19 protein-coding genes are annotated in these 16,639 nt (G+C 69.9%); 11 read left to right on the top strand and 8 right to left on the bottom strand.

Going from position 1 to position 16,639, the window contains the following annotated elements; translation table 11 throughout:
• The first annotated feature begins 14 nt into the window (after positions 1-14).
• Complete coding sequence (locus ABEA43_RS33035; protein WP_345567970.1) at positions 15-1,187, top strand: ABC transporter permease; 1,173 nt, start codon at positions 15-17, stop codon at positions 1,185-1,187.
• 61 nt (positions 1,188-1,248) lie between these two features.
• Here ABEA43_RS33035 and ABEA43_RS33030 read toward each other — a convergent pair whose 3' ends face one another.
• The 4 genes from ABEA43_RS33030 to ABEA43_RS33015 all read right to left on the bottom strand — a co-directional run bounded on the left by ABEA43_RS33030 (position 1,249) and on the right by ABEA43_RS33015 (position 4,750).
• Positions 1,249-1,989: an ABC transporter permease gene (locus tag ABEA43_RS33030; RefSeq protein ID WP_345567968.1), complete on the bottom strand. Its 741-nt coding sequence runs from the start codon at positions 1,987-1,989 to the stop codon at positions 1,249-1,251.
• A complete protein-coding gene (locus tag ABEA43_RS33025) occupies positions 1,986-2,876 on the bottom strand; it encodes an ABC transporter ATP-binding protein (RefSeq protein WP_345567966.1) in 891 nt (296 codons plus the stop codon). The genes ABEA43_RS33030 and ABEA43_RS33025 overlap by 4 nt, the downstream gene beginning before the upstream one ends.
• A gap of 81 nt (positions 2,877-2,957) precedes the next feature.
• Complete coding sequence (locus ABEA43_RS33020) at positions 2,958-3,626, bottom strand: response regulator (RefSeq protein WP_345567964.1); 669 nt, start codon at positions 3,624-3,626, stop codon at positions 2,958-2,960.
• Positions 3,623-4,750: a sensor histidine kinase gene (locus tag ABEA43_RS33015; RefSeq protein ID WP_345567962.1), complete on the bottom strand. Its 1,128-nt coding sequence runs from the start codon at positions 4,748-4,750 to the stop codon at positions 3,623-3,625. Before ABEA43_RS33015 ends, ABEA43_RS33020 begins: the two co-directional genes overlap by 4 nt.
• 143 nt (positions 4,751-4,893) lie before the next feature.
• Between ABEA43_RS33015 and ABEA43_RS33010 the strand changes: the two genes are divergently transcribed.
• From ABEA43_RS33010 to ABEA43_RS32970, 9 genes are all read left to right on the top strand, one after another.
• Positions 4,894-6,057: an acetoin utilization protein AcuC gene (locus ABEA43_RS33010; RefSeq protein WP_345567961.1), complete on the top strand. Its 1,164-nt coding sequence runs from the start codon at positions 4,894-4,896 to the stop codon at positions 6,055-6,057.
• Positions 6,058-6,072: 15 nt separating this feature from the next.
• Positions 6,073-6,855, top strand: coding sequence for a phosphatase (locus ABEA43_RS33005; protein ID WP_345567959.1), 783 nt, complete (start codon positions 6,073-6,075; stop codon positions 6,853-6,855).
• A 312-nt stretch (positions 6,856-7,167) separates the two neighbouring features.
• Complete coding sequence (locus ABEA43_RS33000; RefSeq protein ID WP_026214222.1) at positions 7,168-7,371, top strand: helix-turn-helix domain-containing protein; 204 nt, start codon at positions 7,168-7,170, stop codon at positions 7,369-7,371.
• A gap of 174 nt (positions 7,372-7,545) precedes the next feature.
• Positions 7,546-7,644, top strand: a complete 99-nt coding sequence (locus ABEA43_RS32995) for a 30S ribosomal protein bS22 (protein ID WP_018654693.1) — start codon at positions 7,546-7,548, stop codon at positions 7,642-7,644.
• A 22-nt stretch (positions 7,645-7,666) separates the two neighbouring features.
• Entirely contained in the window at positions 7,667-8,662 is a 996-nt protein-coding gene (locus ABEA43_RS32990; protein WP_345567958.1) for an NAD-dependent epimerase/dehydratase family protein, read from the top strand.
• 71 nt (positions 8,663-8,733) lie between these two features.
• Positions 8,734-9,558 carry a lysophospholipid acyltransferase family protein gene (locus ABEA43_RS32985; RefSeq protein WP_345568084.1) on the top strand — a complete coding sequence of 275 codons (825 nt, stop codon included), beginning with the start codon at positions 8,734-8,736 and terminating at the stop codon, positions 9,556-9,558.
• A gap of 70 nt (positions 9,559-9,628) precedes the next feature.
• Positions 9,629-10,423, top strand: a complete 795-nt coding sequence (locus tag ABEA43_RS32980; RefSeq protein WP_345567956.1) for an SDR family NAD(P)-dependent oxidoreductase — start codon at positions 9,629-9,631, stop codon at positions 10,421-10,423.
• Between the two features lie 69 nt (positions 10,424-10,492).
• Complete coding sequence (locus ABEA43_RS32975) at positions 10,493-11,071, top strand: RNA polymerase sigma factor (RefSeq protein WP_345567954.1); 579 nt, start codon at positions 10,493-10,495, stop codon at positions 11,069-11,071.
• A gap of 2 nt (positions 11,072-11,073) precedes the next feature.
• Positions 11,074-12,093, top strand: coding sequence for an LCP family protein (locus ABEA43_RS32970; RefSeq protein ID WP_345567952.1), 1,020 nt, complete (start codon positions 11,074-11,076; stop codon positions 12,091-12,093).
• Positions 12,094-12,203: 110 nt separating this feature from the next.
• Here the strand turns inward: ABEA43_RS32970 and ABEA43_RS32965 are convergent, their stop codons facing one another.
• From ABEA43_RS32965 to ABEA43_RS32955, 3 genes are read right to left on the bottom strand one after another with little or no spacing between them, the layout of a single operon-like run.
• Positions 12,204-13,076 carry an HAD family hydrolase gene (locus ABEA43_RS32965; protein ID WP_345567950.1) on the bottom strand — a complete coding sequence of 291 codons (873 nt, stop codon included), beginning with the start codon at positions 13,074-13,076 and terminating at the stop codon, positions 12,204-12,206.
• A 30-nt stretch (positions 13,077-13,106) separates the two neighbouring features.
• Positions 13,107-13,751 (bottom strand): DUF5667 domain-containing protein, encoded by a 645-nt coding sequence (locus ABEA43_RS32960; RefSeq protein WP_345567948.1) that lies wholly within the window; start codon positions 13,749-13,751, stop codon positions 13,107-13,109.
• 59 nt (positions 13,752-13,810) lie between these two features.
• Positions 13,811-14,449 carry a sigma-70 family RNA polymerase sigma factor gene (locus ABEA43_RS32955; protein WP_345567947.1) on the bottom strand — a complete coding sequence of 213 codons (639 nt, stop codon included), beginning with the start codon at positions 14,447-14,449 and terminating at the stop codon, positions 13,811-13,813.
• Between the two features lie 328 nt (positions 14,450-14,777).
• Here ABEA43_RS32955 and ABEA43_RS32950 point away from each other — a divergent pair, with 328 nt between their 5' ends.
• Positions 14,778-16,286 carry a putative quinol monooxygenase gene (locus ABEA43_RS32950; RefSeq protein WP_345567945.1) on the top strand — a complete coding sequence of 503 codons (1,509 nt, stop codon included), beginning with the start codon at positions 14,778-14,780 and terminating at the stop codon, positions 16,284-16,286.
• A gap of 5 nt (positions 16,287-16,291) precedes the next feature.
• On the opposite strand, the gene ABEA43_RS32945 is transcribed toward ABEA43_RS32950, so the two are convergent.
• The gene (locus ABEA43_RS32945) at positions 16,292-16,528 is read right to left on the bottom strand and encodes a glutaredoxin family protein (RefSeq protein ID WP_345567943.1); all 237 of its coding nucleotides are present in this window, start codon (positions 16,526-16,528) and stop codon (positions 16,292-16,294) included.
• Between the last annotated feature and the right edge of the window lie 111 nt (positions 16,529-16,639).

Below are 16,639 nucleotides of genomic sequence, written 5' to 3'. Positions count from 1 at the left end.
AACGGAGTGAGGCCATGAACGCAGTCATGGCGCTGGAGGCGTTGCGCGTCAACCGGTTGCGCAGCGCGCTGACCATGCTCGGCGTCATCATCGGCGTGCTGGCCGTGGTGATCCTGGTGGCCATCGGCACCGGTGCGAAGGACGAGATCGAGGCGCAGATCTCCGGCCTCGGCACGAACATCATCCTGGTCGTCCCCGGCCGCATCAGCCTGGGCGCGGCCCCGACGCAGAGCAAGCTGGGCATGGCCGACGTGGCGTACGTCCGTCGCGTGGTGGGCGACCCGTCGAAGGTGACCGTCTCGCTGCAGTCGGGCGAGACCGTACGCGTCGGCCGGGTCGAGGCGTTCGTCACGGTGATCGGCACCGACCAGAACCTGGTCAACATCTTCGAACGGCCCGTGGAGAAGGGCCGTCCGCTGAGCGAGACCGACGTGGACACCAGGCGCAGGGTGGCCGTCCTGGGCTCGGAGGTGGCCGACCGGCTCTTCGGCGACCTCGACCCGATCGGGCGGCAGGTGACGGTGTCCGGCGCGAGGTTCCGGGTGGTGGGCGTGTACGCGACGGTCGGCCAGACGTTCGGGCTGTCCCGCGACCAGGAGATCCACATCCCGGTGACGACGGCGCAGCGCCTGTTCGGGATCGAGCGGATCAACGGGCTCGCGGTCGGCGCGTCGGGACCCGACGAGATCGACCCGCTGTCGGACAAGGTCACGGCGGCGCTGCGGGCGCGGTATCCGGGCGAGCAGTTCTCGGCGGTCACGCAGACGGCGCTGCTCGGCACCATCGGCAGTGTGCTGGGCATGCTCACCGGCGTGCTCGCCGCCATCGCGGGGATCTCGCTGCTGGTCGGCGGCGTGGGCGTGTCGAACATCATGCTGGTCAGCGTGCGCGAGCGCACCCGCGAGATCGGGCTGCGCAAGGCGCTCGGGGCCAGGCAGCGCGACATCCTGGCGCAGTTCCTGACCGAGGCGGTGCTGCTGACGACGATCGGCGGGCTCGTCGGGATCGTGCTCGGGGTCGGCGGCGCGCTGACCATCGAGGCGCTGACCGAGGTGCCCGCGTCGATCACCTGGTGGTCGATCGCGCTGGCCTTCGGGGTGTCGGCTGCGGTCGGGGTGTTCTTCGGCGTGGCGCCGGCGCGGCGGGCGGGCCGGCTGGACCCGGTCCTCGCCCTCCGCGCCGAATGAGACCGAATGAGACCAAATGAGCACGAAACCGCGCCCTGTGGGGGCGCGGCTCCGGCGCGGCTCAGGCGTCGCGGCGCTTCAGCAGCACCGCTCCCGCGAGCACGGCGACGGCCACCCAGGCGAGGTAGACGGCGAACCCGCTCCACGGGCCCAGGGAGCCGCTGCTCTGGCCGGACACGATCAGCAGGCCGGCGTTCGTGGTGAAGTACTCGGCCACGGTCCTGCCCCACGCGCCGGGCAGCTGGTTCACCAGCGCGGGCAGCACCAGGATCAGGGCGATGGCCGACACGATCGCGCCCGGCGTGTGCCTGACCAGCGTGCCCAGCCCCAGCCCGAACAGCCCGCACGCGGTCAGGTAGAGACCGGAGCCGAGCGCGGACCCCGCCACGTCGGCCGGTGCGACGGACGCCGGCTGGATGATCGCCAGGCCGACGCCGATCGCGCCGGCCGACGCGACCGTGCAGACGACCAGGGAGATCGCGAGGAACACCACGATCTTGCCGGTGAGCAGGCGGATGCGTCTGGGCACGGCCATGAGCGAGGTGCGGATGCCCCCGGTGCGATATTCGCTGGAGATCACCAGGACGCCCAGGGTGGCCATGGACACCGAGGCGATCATCGTGCCGGTCAGGCTCATCCCGATCGCCTGCAGGCCCTCGATCGGCCCCTCGGCCGAGCCCTTGGCCGCCGAGCCGATGAGGGCGGCGAAGCCGAGCATCAGCGCGGCGGTGACGGCCAGGGTCCAGACCGTCGAGCGGACAGAGCGGATCTTGGTCCATTCGGACCGGAAAATGTCGATCATGAGGTGAACTCCAGGCTGTCCTTGGTCAGCTCCATGTAGGCCGCTTCGAGCGAGGGCTGCACGAACGTCAGCTCCTCCAGCGGGATCCCGGCCCGCGCGGTGAGCGTGCCGATCTCGAGCGTGTTCATGGCGGTCACGCGCAGGTGGTCGGCGTGCGCCTCGCCCACCTTGATCAGCTCGGCCACGTCGGCCAGCCGGGGCGAGCGCACGCGTACGTACCCCTGCGAGCTGCGCCCGATGAACTCGGTCACGCTCGTGTCGGCGATGAGCCGCCCCCTGCCGATCACGATCAGGTGGTCGGCGGTCTGCGCCATCTCGCTCATCAGGTGGCTGGAGACGAACACCGTCCGTCCCTCGGCGGCCAGCTTGCGCATGAGCGTGCGGATCCACAGGATGCCGTCCGGGTCCAGCCCGTTGACGGGCTCGTCGAACAGCAGGATCTCCGGGTCGCCGAGCAGCGCGGCGGCGATGCCCAGCCGCTGCGACATGCCCAGCGAGAACCCGCCGACCCGCCGCCCGGCCACCTCGCTCAGCCCCACCATCTCCAGCGCCTCGCCCACCCGGCCGGCCGGGATGCCGTTGCTCTGGGCGATGGCCAGCAGGTGGTTGCGGGCGCTGCGCCCGCCGTGCACGGCCTTGGCGTCCAGCAGCGCGCCCACCTTGCGCAGCGGGTGCCGCAACTCCTCGTACGCCCGCCCGTCCACGAGCACCGACCCGCCGGACGGCCGGTCGAGCCCGAGGATCATCCGCATGGTCGTGGATTTGCCCGCGCCATTGGGCCCGAGGAATCCGGTCACCTGACCGGGCTCGACGTCGAACGACAGATCCGACACCGCGACGGTGCCGCCGTATCGCTTGCTCAGGTTCGTTGCTCGAATCGCGGTCATGCCGTCAAGCGTGCCGTCGCGAAGGGGCGATTTCTTCCTGCCAGGGAACCGTTCCGCGCGAAGGGATCTAGGAGCGTGGTCCTACTCTTCAGGTTGGATCAGGCCGGGCCGGATCAGCGCGGCCTCGTAGGCGACGATCACGGCCTGCGCCCGGTCCCTGACGCCGAGCTTGGCGAACAGGCTGGTCACGTGGTTCTTGACGGTCGAGGGGGAGACGGCCAGGTCGGCGGAGATCTCGGTGTTGGAGCGGCCGCGGGCGATCAGCACGAGGATCTCCCGCTCGCGCTCGGTCAGCCCGGCCAGCTCGGCGGGCGCCGTTCTCGGGTGCGACGCGCGCACGAACGTGCCGATCAGCCGGGTCAGCAGGCGTGGCGCGACGGCCGACTCGCCGCGGTGCACCACGCGTACGCCCTCGATCAGCTCCTCGGGGGAGACGTCCTTGGGCAGGAAGCCGTCGGCGCCGGCCCGCAGCGCCGCGACCACGTTCTCGTCCAGGTCGAACGTGCTCAGCGCGAGCACCCGCACCTCCGGCAGCTCGGCGGTGATCAGCTCGGTCGCGCGCACCCCGTCGAGCCCCGGCATGTGCAGGTCCATCAGCACCACGTCGGGCCGCAGCCGCCTGCTCAGGTCCACCGCCTCGGCGCCGTCGCCCGCCTCGCCGACCACACCGAGGTCGGGCTGCGCGTTCAGCATCAGCTTGAAGCCCTTGCGGACCAGCTCGTGGTCGTCGGCCAGCAGGACCCGGATCATGGCTGCTCCAAGGGAAGACGGGCGTGCACGCGGAAGCCTCCTTCTGGACGGGGGCCGGTGGACAGGAGGCCGCCGCACAGCGCCACCCGCTCGGCCATCCCGCCGAGCCCGAACCCCGGCGTGGCCCCGGCCTTCGCCAGGCCGTCGTCGACCACCTCGACCTCCACGGCGGTGGGCTCGTAAGCCAGCAGGATGCTGGCCCTGGCGCTGACCGCGTGCTTGCGGGTGTTGGTCAGCGCCTCCTGCACGATCCGGTAGACGGCGTGGTCCACGGCCGCGGGCAGCGCGACGGGCTCGCCGGTCACGGTCAGGCTGGCGGGCAGCCCCGCGCTCTCGGTCTCGCGGATGAGCGCGGGCAGCCGTTCCGCGCCCACGCCCGTCGCGGCGTCGGGCCCCTCGTTGCCGTCGGCCCTCAGCACGTCGAGCAGGCGGCGCATCTCCGACATGGCCTGGCGGGCGGTCTGCTCGGCGCTCTCCAGCGCGTCGCGGCCGGCCGCCAGCTCCGGCGGGAGCGTCGCCCGCGCGCCGCCGACCAGGGCGTTGATCACGGTGATGTGGTGGGCGACCACGTCGTGCAGCTCCCTGGCGATGCGCCGGCGCTCGGCGCGGACCGCGGCGTCGGCGATCTCGCGCCGGCCCCGCTCGTTCAGCTCGGCCCTGAGCCGGACGAGCTGACCCAGGCCCACGGGCACGCCGACGGAGAACAACGCCGCCACCCAGCCGCCCGCCCCCGGCTTGGTCACCTCCAGCACGGTCCCGTAAGCGGCGAAGCCGGCCAGGGCGGCGATCACGGTACGCCGGCCGGTGGTGTAGCGGCCGACGCTGTACAGGGCGATGGCCGCGGGCACGTTGATGCTCTCCGTGGTCCCGGCCGCCAGGCCGGCGGTGTCGATCGCCGCGACCATCCCCATCGTCAGGATCGGCCGGGCGCGCCTGATGAGCAGGCACGCCATGCCCGCCAGGTACGCTCCCGCGCCCAGGGCCGTGAGCGTCTCACCCATGACGATCATGGCGATCAGGCCGATGACCGCGGGGACGCTGAGCACGATCACCAGGGTCGTGTCGAAGACCCTGGGCCGCTGGAAGTATTGGATGATCTTGATAGAACCTCGTGCCGGACGCACGTTTAGAACACTAAGCCACGAAATATCGGGATAGCTCGATGCCGGATGGCACGAGGTTTCCGCGCTTCGGCGCCGGGCTACAACGAGGAGTTCGCGCTGCGGTAACGTCGGCGCAAGGTGAGGCAGCGCGCGGAGGGGTTGGCATGAGCCGGTCGGCACGGGTGATCTGGGACGACGCTCTCACCTCCTACGATTTCGGCCCGAGCCATCCGCTGGCTCCCGTCCGCGTCGAGCTGACCATGGCGCTCGCCCGCGATCTCGGCGTTCTCGACAAGGTCGAGATGGCCGGCTGCGAGCCCGCCACCGACGCCGAGCTGTCCCTGGTCCACGAGCGCGACTACATCGAGGCCGTCAAGCGGGTCTCCGCCGACGGCCGCCCCGACCTCCGGGCCGGGCTCGGCACCACCGACAACCCCGCGTTCAAGGGCGTGCACGAGGCTTCCGCGCTCATCTCCGGCGCGTCGCTGGCCGCCGCCCGCGCGGTCTGGGAGGGCGACGCGGAGCACGCGATCAACGTCGCGGGCGGGCTGCACCACGCGATGCCGGCCACGGCCAGCGGCTTCTGCGTCTACAACGATCCCGCGCTGGCGATCGCCTGGCTGCTGGCCCAGGGGGTGGGCCGGATCGCGTACGTGGACGTCGACGTGCACCACGGCGACGGCGTGCAGACCGTGTTCTACGACGACCCGCGCGTCCTGACGATCAGCCTGCACGAGAGCCCGCGCACGCTGTTCCCCGGCACCGGCTTCCCCGAGGAGACCGGTGTGGACGGGACGGCCGTCAACGTGGCGCTGCCGGCCGGTTGCGGCGACTCCGGCTGGCTGCGGGCCTTCCACTCGGTCGTGCCGCCGCTGCTGCGCGAGTTCGGGCCGGAGATCCTGGTGACCCAGCACGGCTGCGACAGCCACGCGCTCGACCCCCTCGCCAACCTGATGCTCAGCGTCGACGGCCAGCGTGCCGCCTACGCGGCCCTGCACCGGCTCGCACACGAGACGGCGGGCGGGCGCTGGATAGCGACAGGGGGCGGCGGCTACGAGCTGGTCCAGGTGGTGCCCAGGGCCTGGACGCACCTCATCGCCGAGCTGGCCGGCCACCCGATCGATCCGGCCACGCCGACGGGCGAGGGGTGGCGCAGATTCGTCAGGGAACGCACGGGTGAGACGCCCCCGCTCACCATGACGGACGGCCGCGTTCCGGAATTTCGTGACTTGTCAGGTGGTTATGACCCAGCGGACCCCATTGACCGTGCGGTCATGGCGACCCGGCACGCGGTGTTCCCCCTGCACGGCCTCGACCCCATGCCATAGCGAGGAAAGAAGCTTGTGCTGAGCCGCGACCAACTCCGCGAGCACCTTGTCCGCAGCCGCATCGCCGGCGACGTCGCGACCTCGCGCGAGAACAACCTCGACCACTTCAGCTCGCTGGCCAACGGCGACGGCTACTACCGGCTGGGGCTGAGCTTCGACCAGCCCTGGTCCTACCGCGACATCCTGGCGCTGATGGCCAAGTCCGCCGGCGTGGTCGCCGATCCCGGGCATCGCTGGGGCCAGGACACCATCGACCCCGAGCTGACGATCGACGCGCTCGACGCCATGGCCGGGCGCATCGCCGCCGTGCTGGCCCGGCCGAACCCGCGCATCCTGTTCGCGACCGGGCATCCGACCGGCCTGCTCGCCGTGCACCTCCCGCTGGCCAGGCTCTGCGCCGAGCGGGGCGCCCGGTTGCTGACGCCCGGGGAGGGCTGGACGTACACGGGGTCGAGTTTCGGTCGTCCGCGCCGAATCCGCTATCTCCAGGACATAGCGATGCTCGACGACAGGGGCGGGTTCGTGCACACCCACGACGCGGCGCCGATGCGGCACATGCTCGGCGAGCTCGGCGGAGACCTGCCGGACCTGGTGATCGCCGACCACGGCTGGGCGGGAGCGGCGGGAGAGGCCGGTGCGCAGACTGTGGCGTTCGCCGACTGCAACGACCCCGGGCTCTTCGTCGGCGAGGCGGAAGGCAAAATCGGCGTGGTCGTGCCGCTCGATGACAACGTGCTACCGCGCTATTACGCTCCGTTGACCGAGAGACTCGTCACACTCGTCACTCGAGCCCTTTGAGTTCGATTCGGTCATCCGCATACCGTCTTTTCGCGCCTGCATTCCAAGAGGCTCGCTGTCCCTTTGCCAACTTTTGACGGGGCTCCGGCGACTCTTATGTGTGGCAACTTGGACAGTTCCAACGTCCAAGTGAGGTGCTCGGCCCGGCTGCTGGCCAGCGATTTCGCTGGTTCCGCTGACAGGCGACTCCGGCGACTGAGAAAATAGGGGGTTTGCGCACCCGGAGTCCCGACTTACGCTGACGGCAGTACACGTGCGTGAGCAATGGCACCAGTGGGGATAACCCGGAAACACGTGCGGAAGAGGCGTCCGATGGGTGCAGGCGAAAGACCTCTCAGTGAGGTGAAGTTCCTGACCGTGGCGGAAGTGGCGACGGTCATGAGGGTGTCCAAGATGACCGTGTACCGGCTCGTCCACTCTGGCGAGTTGCCGGCCATTCGTGTCGGCCGCTCGTTCAGGGTGCCTGAGCAGGCGGTACATGACTATCTGCGGGAGGCCTACATCGAGGCAGGTTGAAGTAGCGACATGAGAGCCAATGTCGTGAATTCTGTCGCGGGAGAGGCCCGGTCGCCGCAGACGCGACCGGGCACTCGCCCCCCGGTGGGGCGATCTACCGTGGATCGCCGGTAGTCTGTGTCCCGGTGTGCGCTCGCACTCCGATCAGACGTGCTATCAGTACCTGGGGGTCCCGTGGGCTCTGTCATCAAGAAGCGCCGCAAGCGGATGGCTAAGAAGAAGCACCGCAAGCTGCTCAAGAAGACGCGCATCCAGCGGCGTAACAAGAAGTAACCAACGCAGCTGTGAGGCGCTGATGACCCACACCGTGCTTGTCACCGGGGTCTCGCGCCACATAGGCGCCCGGGTGGCGAGCGTTCTGGCGGCGGACCCGGACATCAGCCGCGTTATCGGAGTGGACACTGTGCCGCCGCCCTCGCTGACGCGAGAAGGCGGCAGCTCACTCGGCCGTACGGAGTTCGTCCGGGTGGATCTGCGCAGCCCCGACATCGCTCAGGTGATCGCGGCCGCGGACATCGACACCGTTGTGCACATGAGCCTGGTCAGCGCTCCGACGAGGAGCGGTGGCAGGGCAGCCATGAAGGAGCACAACGTCATAGGCACCATGCAGCTGCTCGGTGCCTGTCAGCGGTCGGCGACCGTGCGACGCGTGGTGGTGCGCTCCACCGCCGCCGTCTACGGCTCGTCGCCGCGGGATCCAGCGGTGTTCACCGAGGATCTGGAGCCGCACCACAGCCCCAGCCACGGTTATGCCAGGGATGCGGTCGAGGTCGAGGGCTACGTGCGGGGTTTCGCGCGCCGCCGTCCTGACGTGACGGTGTCGTTGCTGCGCTTCGCCAACTTCATGGGTCCAGGCGTCGACTCGCCGCTGACGCGTTACTTCACCCAGCCGGTGTTGCCGACGGTGTTCGGCTTCGACCCCCGGCTGCAGTTCGTCCATGAGGACGACGCGGTCGAGGTGCTGCGCCGGCTGACGGGCGAGGATCACCCCGGCACGTTCAACGTGGCCGGGGCAGGCGTGCTGCTGCTGTCGCAGTGCGTCAGACGGGCGGGGCGGCTCTCACTGCCGCTGCTCTCGCCCGCCTTCAAGGTGCTCGGCAACGCCGCGCGCCGTGTCGGGCTGGTCGAATACTCGCCCGAGCAGGTCAGGCTGATGTGCCACGGCCGCGCGATCGACACCGGCAGGCTGGAGGCGTCGCTCGGCTGGAAGCCCAAGTTCACGACCGCGGCCGCCTTCGACGATTTCCTGCGTTCGCGCAGGCTGCGACCGCTCGGAGGTGTGCTCGGTTGAGCGTTCCCGGCGAGGATGACGCCCGCGTGATCCCGATCAGCGCGGCGCCGTCGTTCCCCGAGCCCGATCCCATGGCCAAGCTGCTGGCGTTCGTCCGGCGGCGGATCACCGGCGACTACGAGGTCGACGAGTTCGGCTACGACGCCGAGCTGACGGACAAGGTGCTCCTGGAGCTGATCAGGCCCCTCTACAACCACTGGTTCAGGGTCGAGACCCTGGAGCTGAAGAACATCCCGGAGGAGGGCGGCGCGCTGGTCGTCGCCAACCACTCGGGAACCCTGCCGGTCGACGCGCTGATGCTGCAGGTGGCGCTGCACGACGATGTCGGACGGCCGCTGCGGCTGCTCGGCGCCGACCTGGTCTACCAGCTTCCGCTGCTCAGCCATCTGTCCCGCAAGACGGGCCACACCCTGGCCTGCCGCGAGGACGCCGACCGGCTGCTGCGCAAGGGCGAGCTGGTCGGGGTGTTCCCCGAGGGCTTCAAGGGCGTCGGCAAGCCCTTCTCCGAGCGGTACAAACTGCAGCGCTTCGGCCGCGGCGGCTTCGTGGCCTCGGCCATCCGCGCCGGGGTGCCGATCGTGCCCACCGCGATCGTGGGCGCGGAGGAGATCTATCCCAAGATCGGCGATCTGAAGTTCCTGGCCAGGCTGCTCGGGCTGCCCTATCTGCCGATCACCCCGTTCTTCCCGCTGCTGGGGCCGCTCGGCCTGGTGCCGTTGCCGTCCAAGTGGATGATCGAGTTCGGTGAGCCCATCAGGACCGACGAGTACGATCCGTCGGCCGCCGACGACCCGATGCTGGTCTTCAACCTCACCGACCACGTGCGCGAGGTCATCCAGCAGCTGCTCAACCAGCTGCGGCTGCGCAGAGGGCACGCGTTCCCGCCACTTCTCTGACGGCTGCAACCGCCGCGGTCCGCCCGGTGTTCTCCATGGTGATTCGCCTGAAACACCGAAGGGAAGACCCATGGATCTGCAGCTTTCCGGCCGCGTGGCCATTGTCACCGGCGCCTCCAAGGGCATCGGTCTGGCCGTCGCCCAGACCCTGGCCGAGGAGGGCGCCCACGTCGTGGCGGTCTCGCGCACCCGTACGGACGAGCTGCCCGACAAGGTGGTGCACGTGGCCGCCGACCTGATGGACCCGCAGGCGCCCGCGCACGCCGTGGCGCGGGCCGTCGAGGAGTTCGGCGGGGTGGACGTCCTGGTCAACAACGCCGGCGGCCCGCCGCCCGGCGTGACGCTGCCGCGGTTCGGCTTCATGACGCCGGACGACGCGGACTGGCAGGCCATGTTCGAGTTCAACCTGTTCGCGGTCGTCCGGATGATCCGCGCGACCGTGCCCCTCATGGTCGAGCGGGGCGGCGGGTCGATCGTCAACATCTCCTCCACCTCCGCCCGGCAGCCCGCCGCCATGAACGTCGACTACGGCGCCGCGAAGCTGGCCCTGAACCACGTCGGCAAGGCCGTCTCCGAGGAGTTCGGCGCGCAGGGCGTACGCGTGAACACGATCTCGCCAGGACCCGTGCTCACCGACTGGTGGACCAAGGACGGCGGCGCGGCCGACGTCATCGGCGGGGTGGCGGGAGCGGCGAAGCAGGACGTCATCGACCAGGTCGCCCCTGGCATGATGAACCTGGTCACCGGCCGCCTCGTGCGCCCGCAGGAGATCGCCGACGCGGTGGCGCTGCTGGCCTCCCCGCGTTCGGGCAGCACGACCGGCGCCGACTTCGTCATCGACGGGGGTTTCCTCAAGGCGGTGTAGCCCTGTCGTGAACCCCTTGGGCGGGTTGTGGCGAGACATCCGTGACCGATCTCCCACAGAAGGGCGGAGATGATCACTCAACCCGCCACCAGGGGTGCGGACTCGGAGCTGGTGAGCGCCTCGTGGACAGAACCCGAGGCGTTCGCCGAGCTGTTCGACCGTTACTCCGCCATGCTCTACAGGTACGTCTCCAAACGGCTGGGCCCCGAGCCCGCCGAAGACCTCGTCGGTGAGACGTTCCTGGTCGCCTTCTCCCGCAGGAGGAGCTACGACCTGTCCTACCCGGACGCCAGGCCGTGGCTCTTCGGCATCCTCACCAAGCTCGTCTCCAGGCACCACCGCAGGGAGGCGGCCCGCTACCGGGCCCTTCTCCGCGCCCCTGTGGACTCCCACGTGGAGTCCCCCGCCGATCGGGTGGCCGCCGGGGTGAGCGCCCAGGCCGTACGCGCCGAGCTGGCCGGCGCGCTCGCCGCGCTGCCCGCCAAGGACCGTGACGTGCTGCTGCTCATCGCCTGGGGCGATCTGACGTACGAGGAGGTCGGGCGGGCGCTCGGCATCCCGATCGGAACCGTGCGCTCCCGCCTCAACAGGGGCAGGCGGAAAGTGCGGGCCGCGCTCGGCGGCACCAACCCCATGGAGGAGGAGTGACGATGGACGACCTGAAGCTGCTCCGAGACCTCGGAGCGGAGCTGGAGCACGAGCCGCCCGCGACGCTCGTCCGGCAGCGGGACCGCATGCTGCTCGGCCACTCCCGCCGGCCGCGCATGGGCCGGTGGTCCGGGTGGTGGACGGCCGGGCTCGTGGCCGTCGCCACGGCCGTCGCCGTCGCCGTGCCCACCGTGCTGATCAGCAACCGAGACCCGGCCGCCCCGCCCGCCGGGGGCCAGGCCGTGGACATGAGCGGCACCAGGAACGTGCTGGTGATCGGCTCGGACACCCGGGAGGGAGCCGACAACGCCCAGTACGGCCCCTACTCGGCCAGGATCGACGCGGGCGCGCGGTCCGACACCATCATGATCGTGCACGTGCCCGCCGACCGGGGGAAGGCCACCGCGGTCAGCGTTCCGCGTGACTCGATGGTGAAGATGCCGGCCTGCGCCGCCTCTCCTGGCCGGACGAACATGATCAACGCGGCGTACAACGACGGTGGCGCCGCCTGTCTCAAGACCGCGCTGGAGAAGCTGACGGGGCTGCGCATCCAGCACACGGTCGAAGTGGACTTCTCCGGGTTCAAGGGCATGATCGACGCGCTCGGGGGCGTGGAGGTCACGCTGCCGGAGGCGGTGGACGACAAGAAGGCCAAGCTGAAGCTGCCCGCCGGCAAGAGCCATCTGACCGGCGAGCAGGCGCTCGGGTACGTCCGCCTGCGCTACATCGGCGACGGCTCCGACCTCAGCAGGATCAAGCGGCAGCAGAAGCTCGTGCTGGCGATGCTGAAGAAGGCCAAGGTGCTGATCGCCGACCCGGCCAAGCTCGAGTCCTTCCTCGGCGCGATGCACAAGTCGGTGAAGACGGATCTGACCCTGGAGTCGATGTACGAGCTGGCCACGGGACTGTCGCAGACCAAGATGAGCTTCGTGGCGGTGCCGAACGAGCCCGCGCCGCAGGATCCCAACAGGCTCGTGTGGAAGGAGCCGGCGGCGGGCCGGTTGTTCGAGTCCCTGAAGTAGGCCCTGGAAGCCGGGCGCCTGCCGGGGGCAGGCGCCCGGCCGGGCGTGCCTGCGGGGGCTTACGGCTGTGCCTGAGGGGGGTCGGGCGTAGCGATCGGTGGCGGCGCGGGTCAGGTGTGGCGGCGGTAGTGGCGGCGCAGCGCGATCCCCGCGGCCACGCCGCCCGCCACGGCTCCCAGGCCCGCCGCGATCGGCAGAGCGGTCAGCGTGGCCTTACGCCCGGTGCGGAAGTCCTTGATCGGCCATTCGTGTTTCCTGGCGTGCTCGCGCAGCTCGCTGTCCGGGTTGATGGCCACCGCGTGCCCGACCAGCGACAGCATCGGCAGGTCGTTGGCCGAGTCGCTGTAGGCCGTGCACCGGGTCAGGTCGAGCCCTTCCCTGCGGGCCAGCGCCCGGACCGCCTCCGCCTTGGCGGGGCCGTGGAGCAGGTCGCCGACCAGCCGGCCGGTGTAGACGCCGTTGCTGGTCTCGGCGACGGTGCCGAGCGCGCCGGTCAGGCCGAGCCGCTGTGCGATGACCCTGGCCAGCTCGATGGGCGTGGCGGTGATCAGCCAGACCCGCTGACCGGCGGCCAGGTGGCTCTGCGCCAGCGCCCTGGTGCCGCCCCAGATGCGATCGGCCATGACCTCGTCGTAGATCTCCTCGCCGAGGCGTACGACGTCGTCGACCTTGGCCCCCGCGACGAACGCGAGCGCGGTCTCCCTGGCCACGGCGATGTGCTCGGGGTTCTCGTTGCCGCGCAGCCGGAACACCGCCTGCCCGACGGCGAACTTGAACAGGTCGGACGTCGTGAACATCCCGCGCGTGGCCAGCCCCCTGGCGAAGTGGTAGATCGAGGCGCCTCGCATCATCGTGTTGTCGACGTCGAAGAACGCCGCGGCCTGCAGGTCGGGCTCTACCGGTGCGACAGGCGCGACCGTGACCGCCGCCTGCGCCGCGGCCTCGCCGGCGACCTCTGGCTCCGTTTCCTGTCGTCGTCGCATTAGCCGCCACATGGGGTTCAGCTTACTTACCTACTCCGGTGCGACCAGACCTTCGATGTAGTCGAGGTAGCCCGCGGCCTGAGCAAGTTGATCAGCCTCCAGGTCCTGGAGCATGGGCTCCACGGCCTTCTTCTGGTCCCGCGCGAAAGTCCTGATCTTCGGTGAGCGCGGCTCGGCCCGCTCCAGCCTGCTGATGCCGGATCGGGTGGACTCCTCCATGTCCTTCAGCGTCTTGCTGACCAGCGGGCCGTCCTCGGAGGAGCCCAGCAGGCTGGCGACCTCCCGCGCGCGCGTCTTGGCCGAGCCCAGCTCGCGCTCGCCGCGTTCGGCGTCGCCGGGGCTCAGGCGGACGAGCGTGCTCTCCGCGGCGCGCTTGAGCGGGTAGAGCGAGTCGCCCGGCACCGCCTGGTACGTGGCGAAGGCCGAGACCATCATCCCCGCCGCCAGCCCGAACGTGGCGAGCTGCGACAGCAGCGGCCGCCTGCGCGGGCTCCGGCGGTGCCTGCTGGGCGCGGGCGCCGGCGCCTCCTCGGGCTCCTCGGTGAGGGTGGCGGAAAGGAGCTCGGCGCGCAGCCGGTCGCGGAAGGCGGTCTCGGGACCGCCTCCGAGCGACAGGCGGCGCAGCTCGGTGAGGTGCTCGAGTACGCGCTCCCGCTCCTTGCGCGCGTTACCCATGCCTGCTCCCAGAGCATTCCGTTCGTGACACATGCCTAACGAGGGGCGGATGGTGGAGGTTACGCCAAGTCGTGCTTGAGCGCCCTGGCCAGCGCGCGAACGGCCCGGAACTGCAGCGCTTTGATCGCTCCACTCTTCTTCCCCATGATCAGCGCGGTTTCCGCGAGCGAGAGGCCGTGCAGGAAGCGCAGGACGACACATTCCTGTTGTTCGGGATTGAGATCTCGTACGGCGCGTAGCACCCGGTCGTTGATGATGGCCGTGACCACGGCGTTCTCCGGAATGTGGGAGCCGTCGAGCGGGACGTCGATCACCTCGCCCGTCGGGATCTCCAGCCGGTAGCGCCCCGACTTGAAGTGGTCGGTCACCAGATTTCGCGCGATCGTCACGAGCCAAGCGCCGAAATCCCGGCCCTGCCAGGTGAAGTCGCCGATCCTGCGCAGCGCCCGCAGGAAGGTCTCGCTGGTGAGGTCCTCGGCGAGCTGATGGGAGCCCACCCGGAAATAGATGTAGCGGTAGACCAGGTCCACGTAACGGTCATAGAGCGTGCCAAAGGATTCCGAGCACCCGTTCTTGGCATGCAGCACCAGCGTGCGAACGTCGTCGGGGACGTCTTCGAGCACGGCAAGCTCGCCCGTCCGGGCAGGTCCAGCGATCGCTGGAGCAAGAAGCCCGGCGAACGGTGACGAGTCAGGCATCCGGTATCCCTAGGGGTAAGGGGTGCGGCGTGCTCGAACACTCTAGAAATCAACCGGAAATTCCACAATCCACAGCTTGCAGGCATGACTAGGCGTAATCGGCGGATACCGTATAGGCGCACACCCCGCCACCTGCGGTGCACCGCTGGACGCGCAACCGCGGACCGACTCGTTCTCCTCTTCGGCTACCGGCTGGGAGGCATCGTCCGGCAGCATTGGAGTCACCATGGAGATCCTCGTTGCTGTCATAGCTCTTGCCGGTGCGCTCTTGGCCGCTCTCGCGGCTGGTGCCCTGATTCGACGACTTCGCGAGGAGCCTGAGGGCTGGTTGATCGCCTGGACCGTTGCAGCCGTGGGGCTGTGCCTGTCGCTGGGCGTGATCGGCGCCGGCTACCTCATGGGGTTCGGGACCGTCACGTTCAAGGCCTACCAGGTGACGGGGGCGATGCTGGCGCCGCTCTGGCTGGCCGTCGGCCTGGTCCAGCTCCTGGCGGAGAAGGCGCCGCCGAGGTTCCTGGCCTGGTTGTTCGGCATCGCGCTGACCATCGTGGCCGGCACCATCATGATCTTCGATCCGCTCAAGTCCACCGAGATGGGCAAGGTGCTGCCCGCCGGCTCGGCCTACTGGCAGATCTTCCCGTCGTACCTGCTGATCGGCGTGCACGCCGCCGCCGCCCTGGTCATGCTCGCGATGGTCGTGGTCGCCGGGCTGAAGTGGCGCAACGGCGACGAATACGACACCGACAACCTGCACGCCGCCATCGTCATCGCCCCGTCGGGGCTCGCGCTCCTGGGCGCGATGCGGTTCGCGGTGCCGCCGTTGTTCACCACCGCGCTGCTCGCCGTGGCGGGGGCGGCGATCTGGTACACCGTGCTGCGGCCGCTGGCGCCGTACGAGGACGATGACGAGGACGACTTCGGTCCGGACCACGAGGAGCGCCCCGGACGCCGCGACGATCGCTCTCAGCGCCGCGACGAGCGTGCGCAGCACCGCGAGGAGCGTCCCATGTACCGGGACGAGAGGACCCAGCCCGGTCCGCTGTCGGGTCCACAGCCCAGTCTGCAGCCGGGTCCGCAGCCCGGTCCACAGCCTCATCCACAGCTTCATCCACAGGCTCATCCACAGGGCCTGCCGGGACATCGGGGCATGCCCGAGCCGGTGCCGGCCGCGGACCTCTCGCCGGGAGCGCCGCGCAGGGCGTCGGGGCTGGGTGACCTGGTGGCCGAATATCGCGCGGGCGACCAGGAGGTCGACTACGCCGCCCGGATGGCGCCGCCGCCCGACGCGGGACCCGCGACCGGCTACATCATGAACGGCGCCCCGCCCCAGCGGCCCGACTTCCCGCAGCGGCCCGACTTCCAGCGCCCGCGTGGTGACTTCCCGGGCGCCGAGCAGCGCCCCGACTACGCCATGCCGGCGACCGGGGCCGTCTATCCGGGCGCCGAGCTGTTCTCGCCCGGCCAGCCACAGCAACAGCCACAGCAGCAGCCGGCCACCAGCAAGGTCTCACCCACCGTCTACGGCATGCTGACCGTCTTCACGATCATGGACGGTGCGGGCGACGCGTTCGACCGGCTGGCCGAGGCGACCGTCGAGGCCGTGCGCCGCGGCGAGCCCGACACGCTCGTGTACGCCTGCCACGCGGTCAAGTCGGCCCCCCTGCAGCGCATCGTCTACGAGCTCTACCGCGACGAGGTCGCCTACCGCGACCACCAGCGCCAGCCGCACGTCGAGCGGTTCGTCAACGAGCGGCAGACGATGGTGCTCGCGACCAACGTCATCGAGCTCACCGTCAACGCCGCGAAGGTGGTGCCGCTGCCTACGGCGATGTTCTGAGCGTCCTAGCCGCTCAGCGCGGCCCGCAGGCGGCTCTCGTCGACCCGCCAGAAATCGTGCTGCACGCCGTCGATCAGCGTGACCGGGATCATCTCCCAGTATTTCTCCTTGAGCTCCTCCGAGGAGTCGATGCTGACCTCCTCCCACGGCACGCCGAGCTCGCCCGCGACCTTGGCGATGACCTCACGCGCGTCCTCACACAAGTGACAGCCGGGCTTGCCGAGCAAGGTGATGCGATGCATACGGCCACCGTACCCCCGCGACTTTGTGCATCGGTTCACAAAGGGATTAACCTGAAAGACGGTTCGATTCCGTCACGCGGCCCCCAAGCCGCCTTTTCCCTGGAGCACCGG

It is taken from the genome of Nonomuraea rosea, assembly GCF_039539705.1.
GTDB classification, from domain to species: Bacteria; Actinomycetota; Actinomycetes; order Streptosporangiales; family Streptosporangiaceae; genus Nonomuraea; species Nonomuraea rosea.
This window is presented reverse-complemented; position numbering and strand designations above follow the sequence as displayed.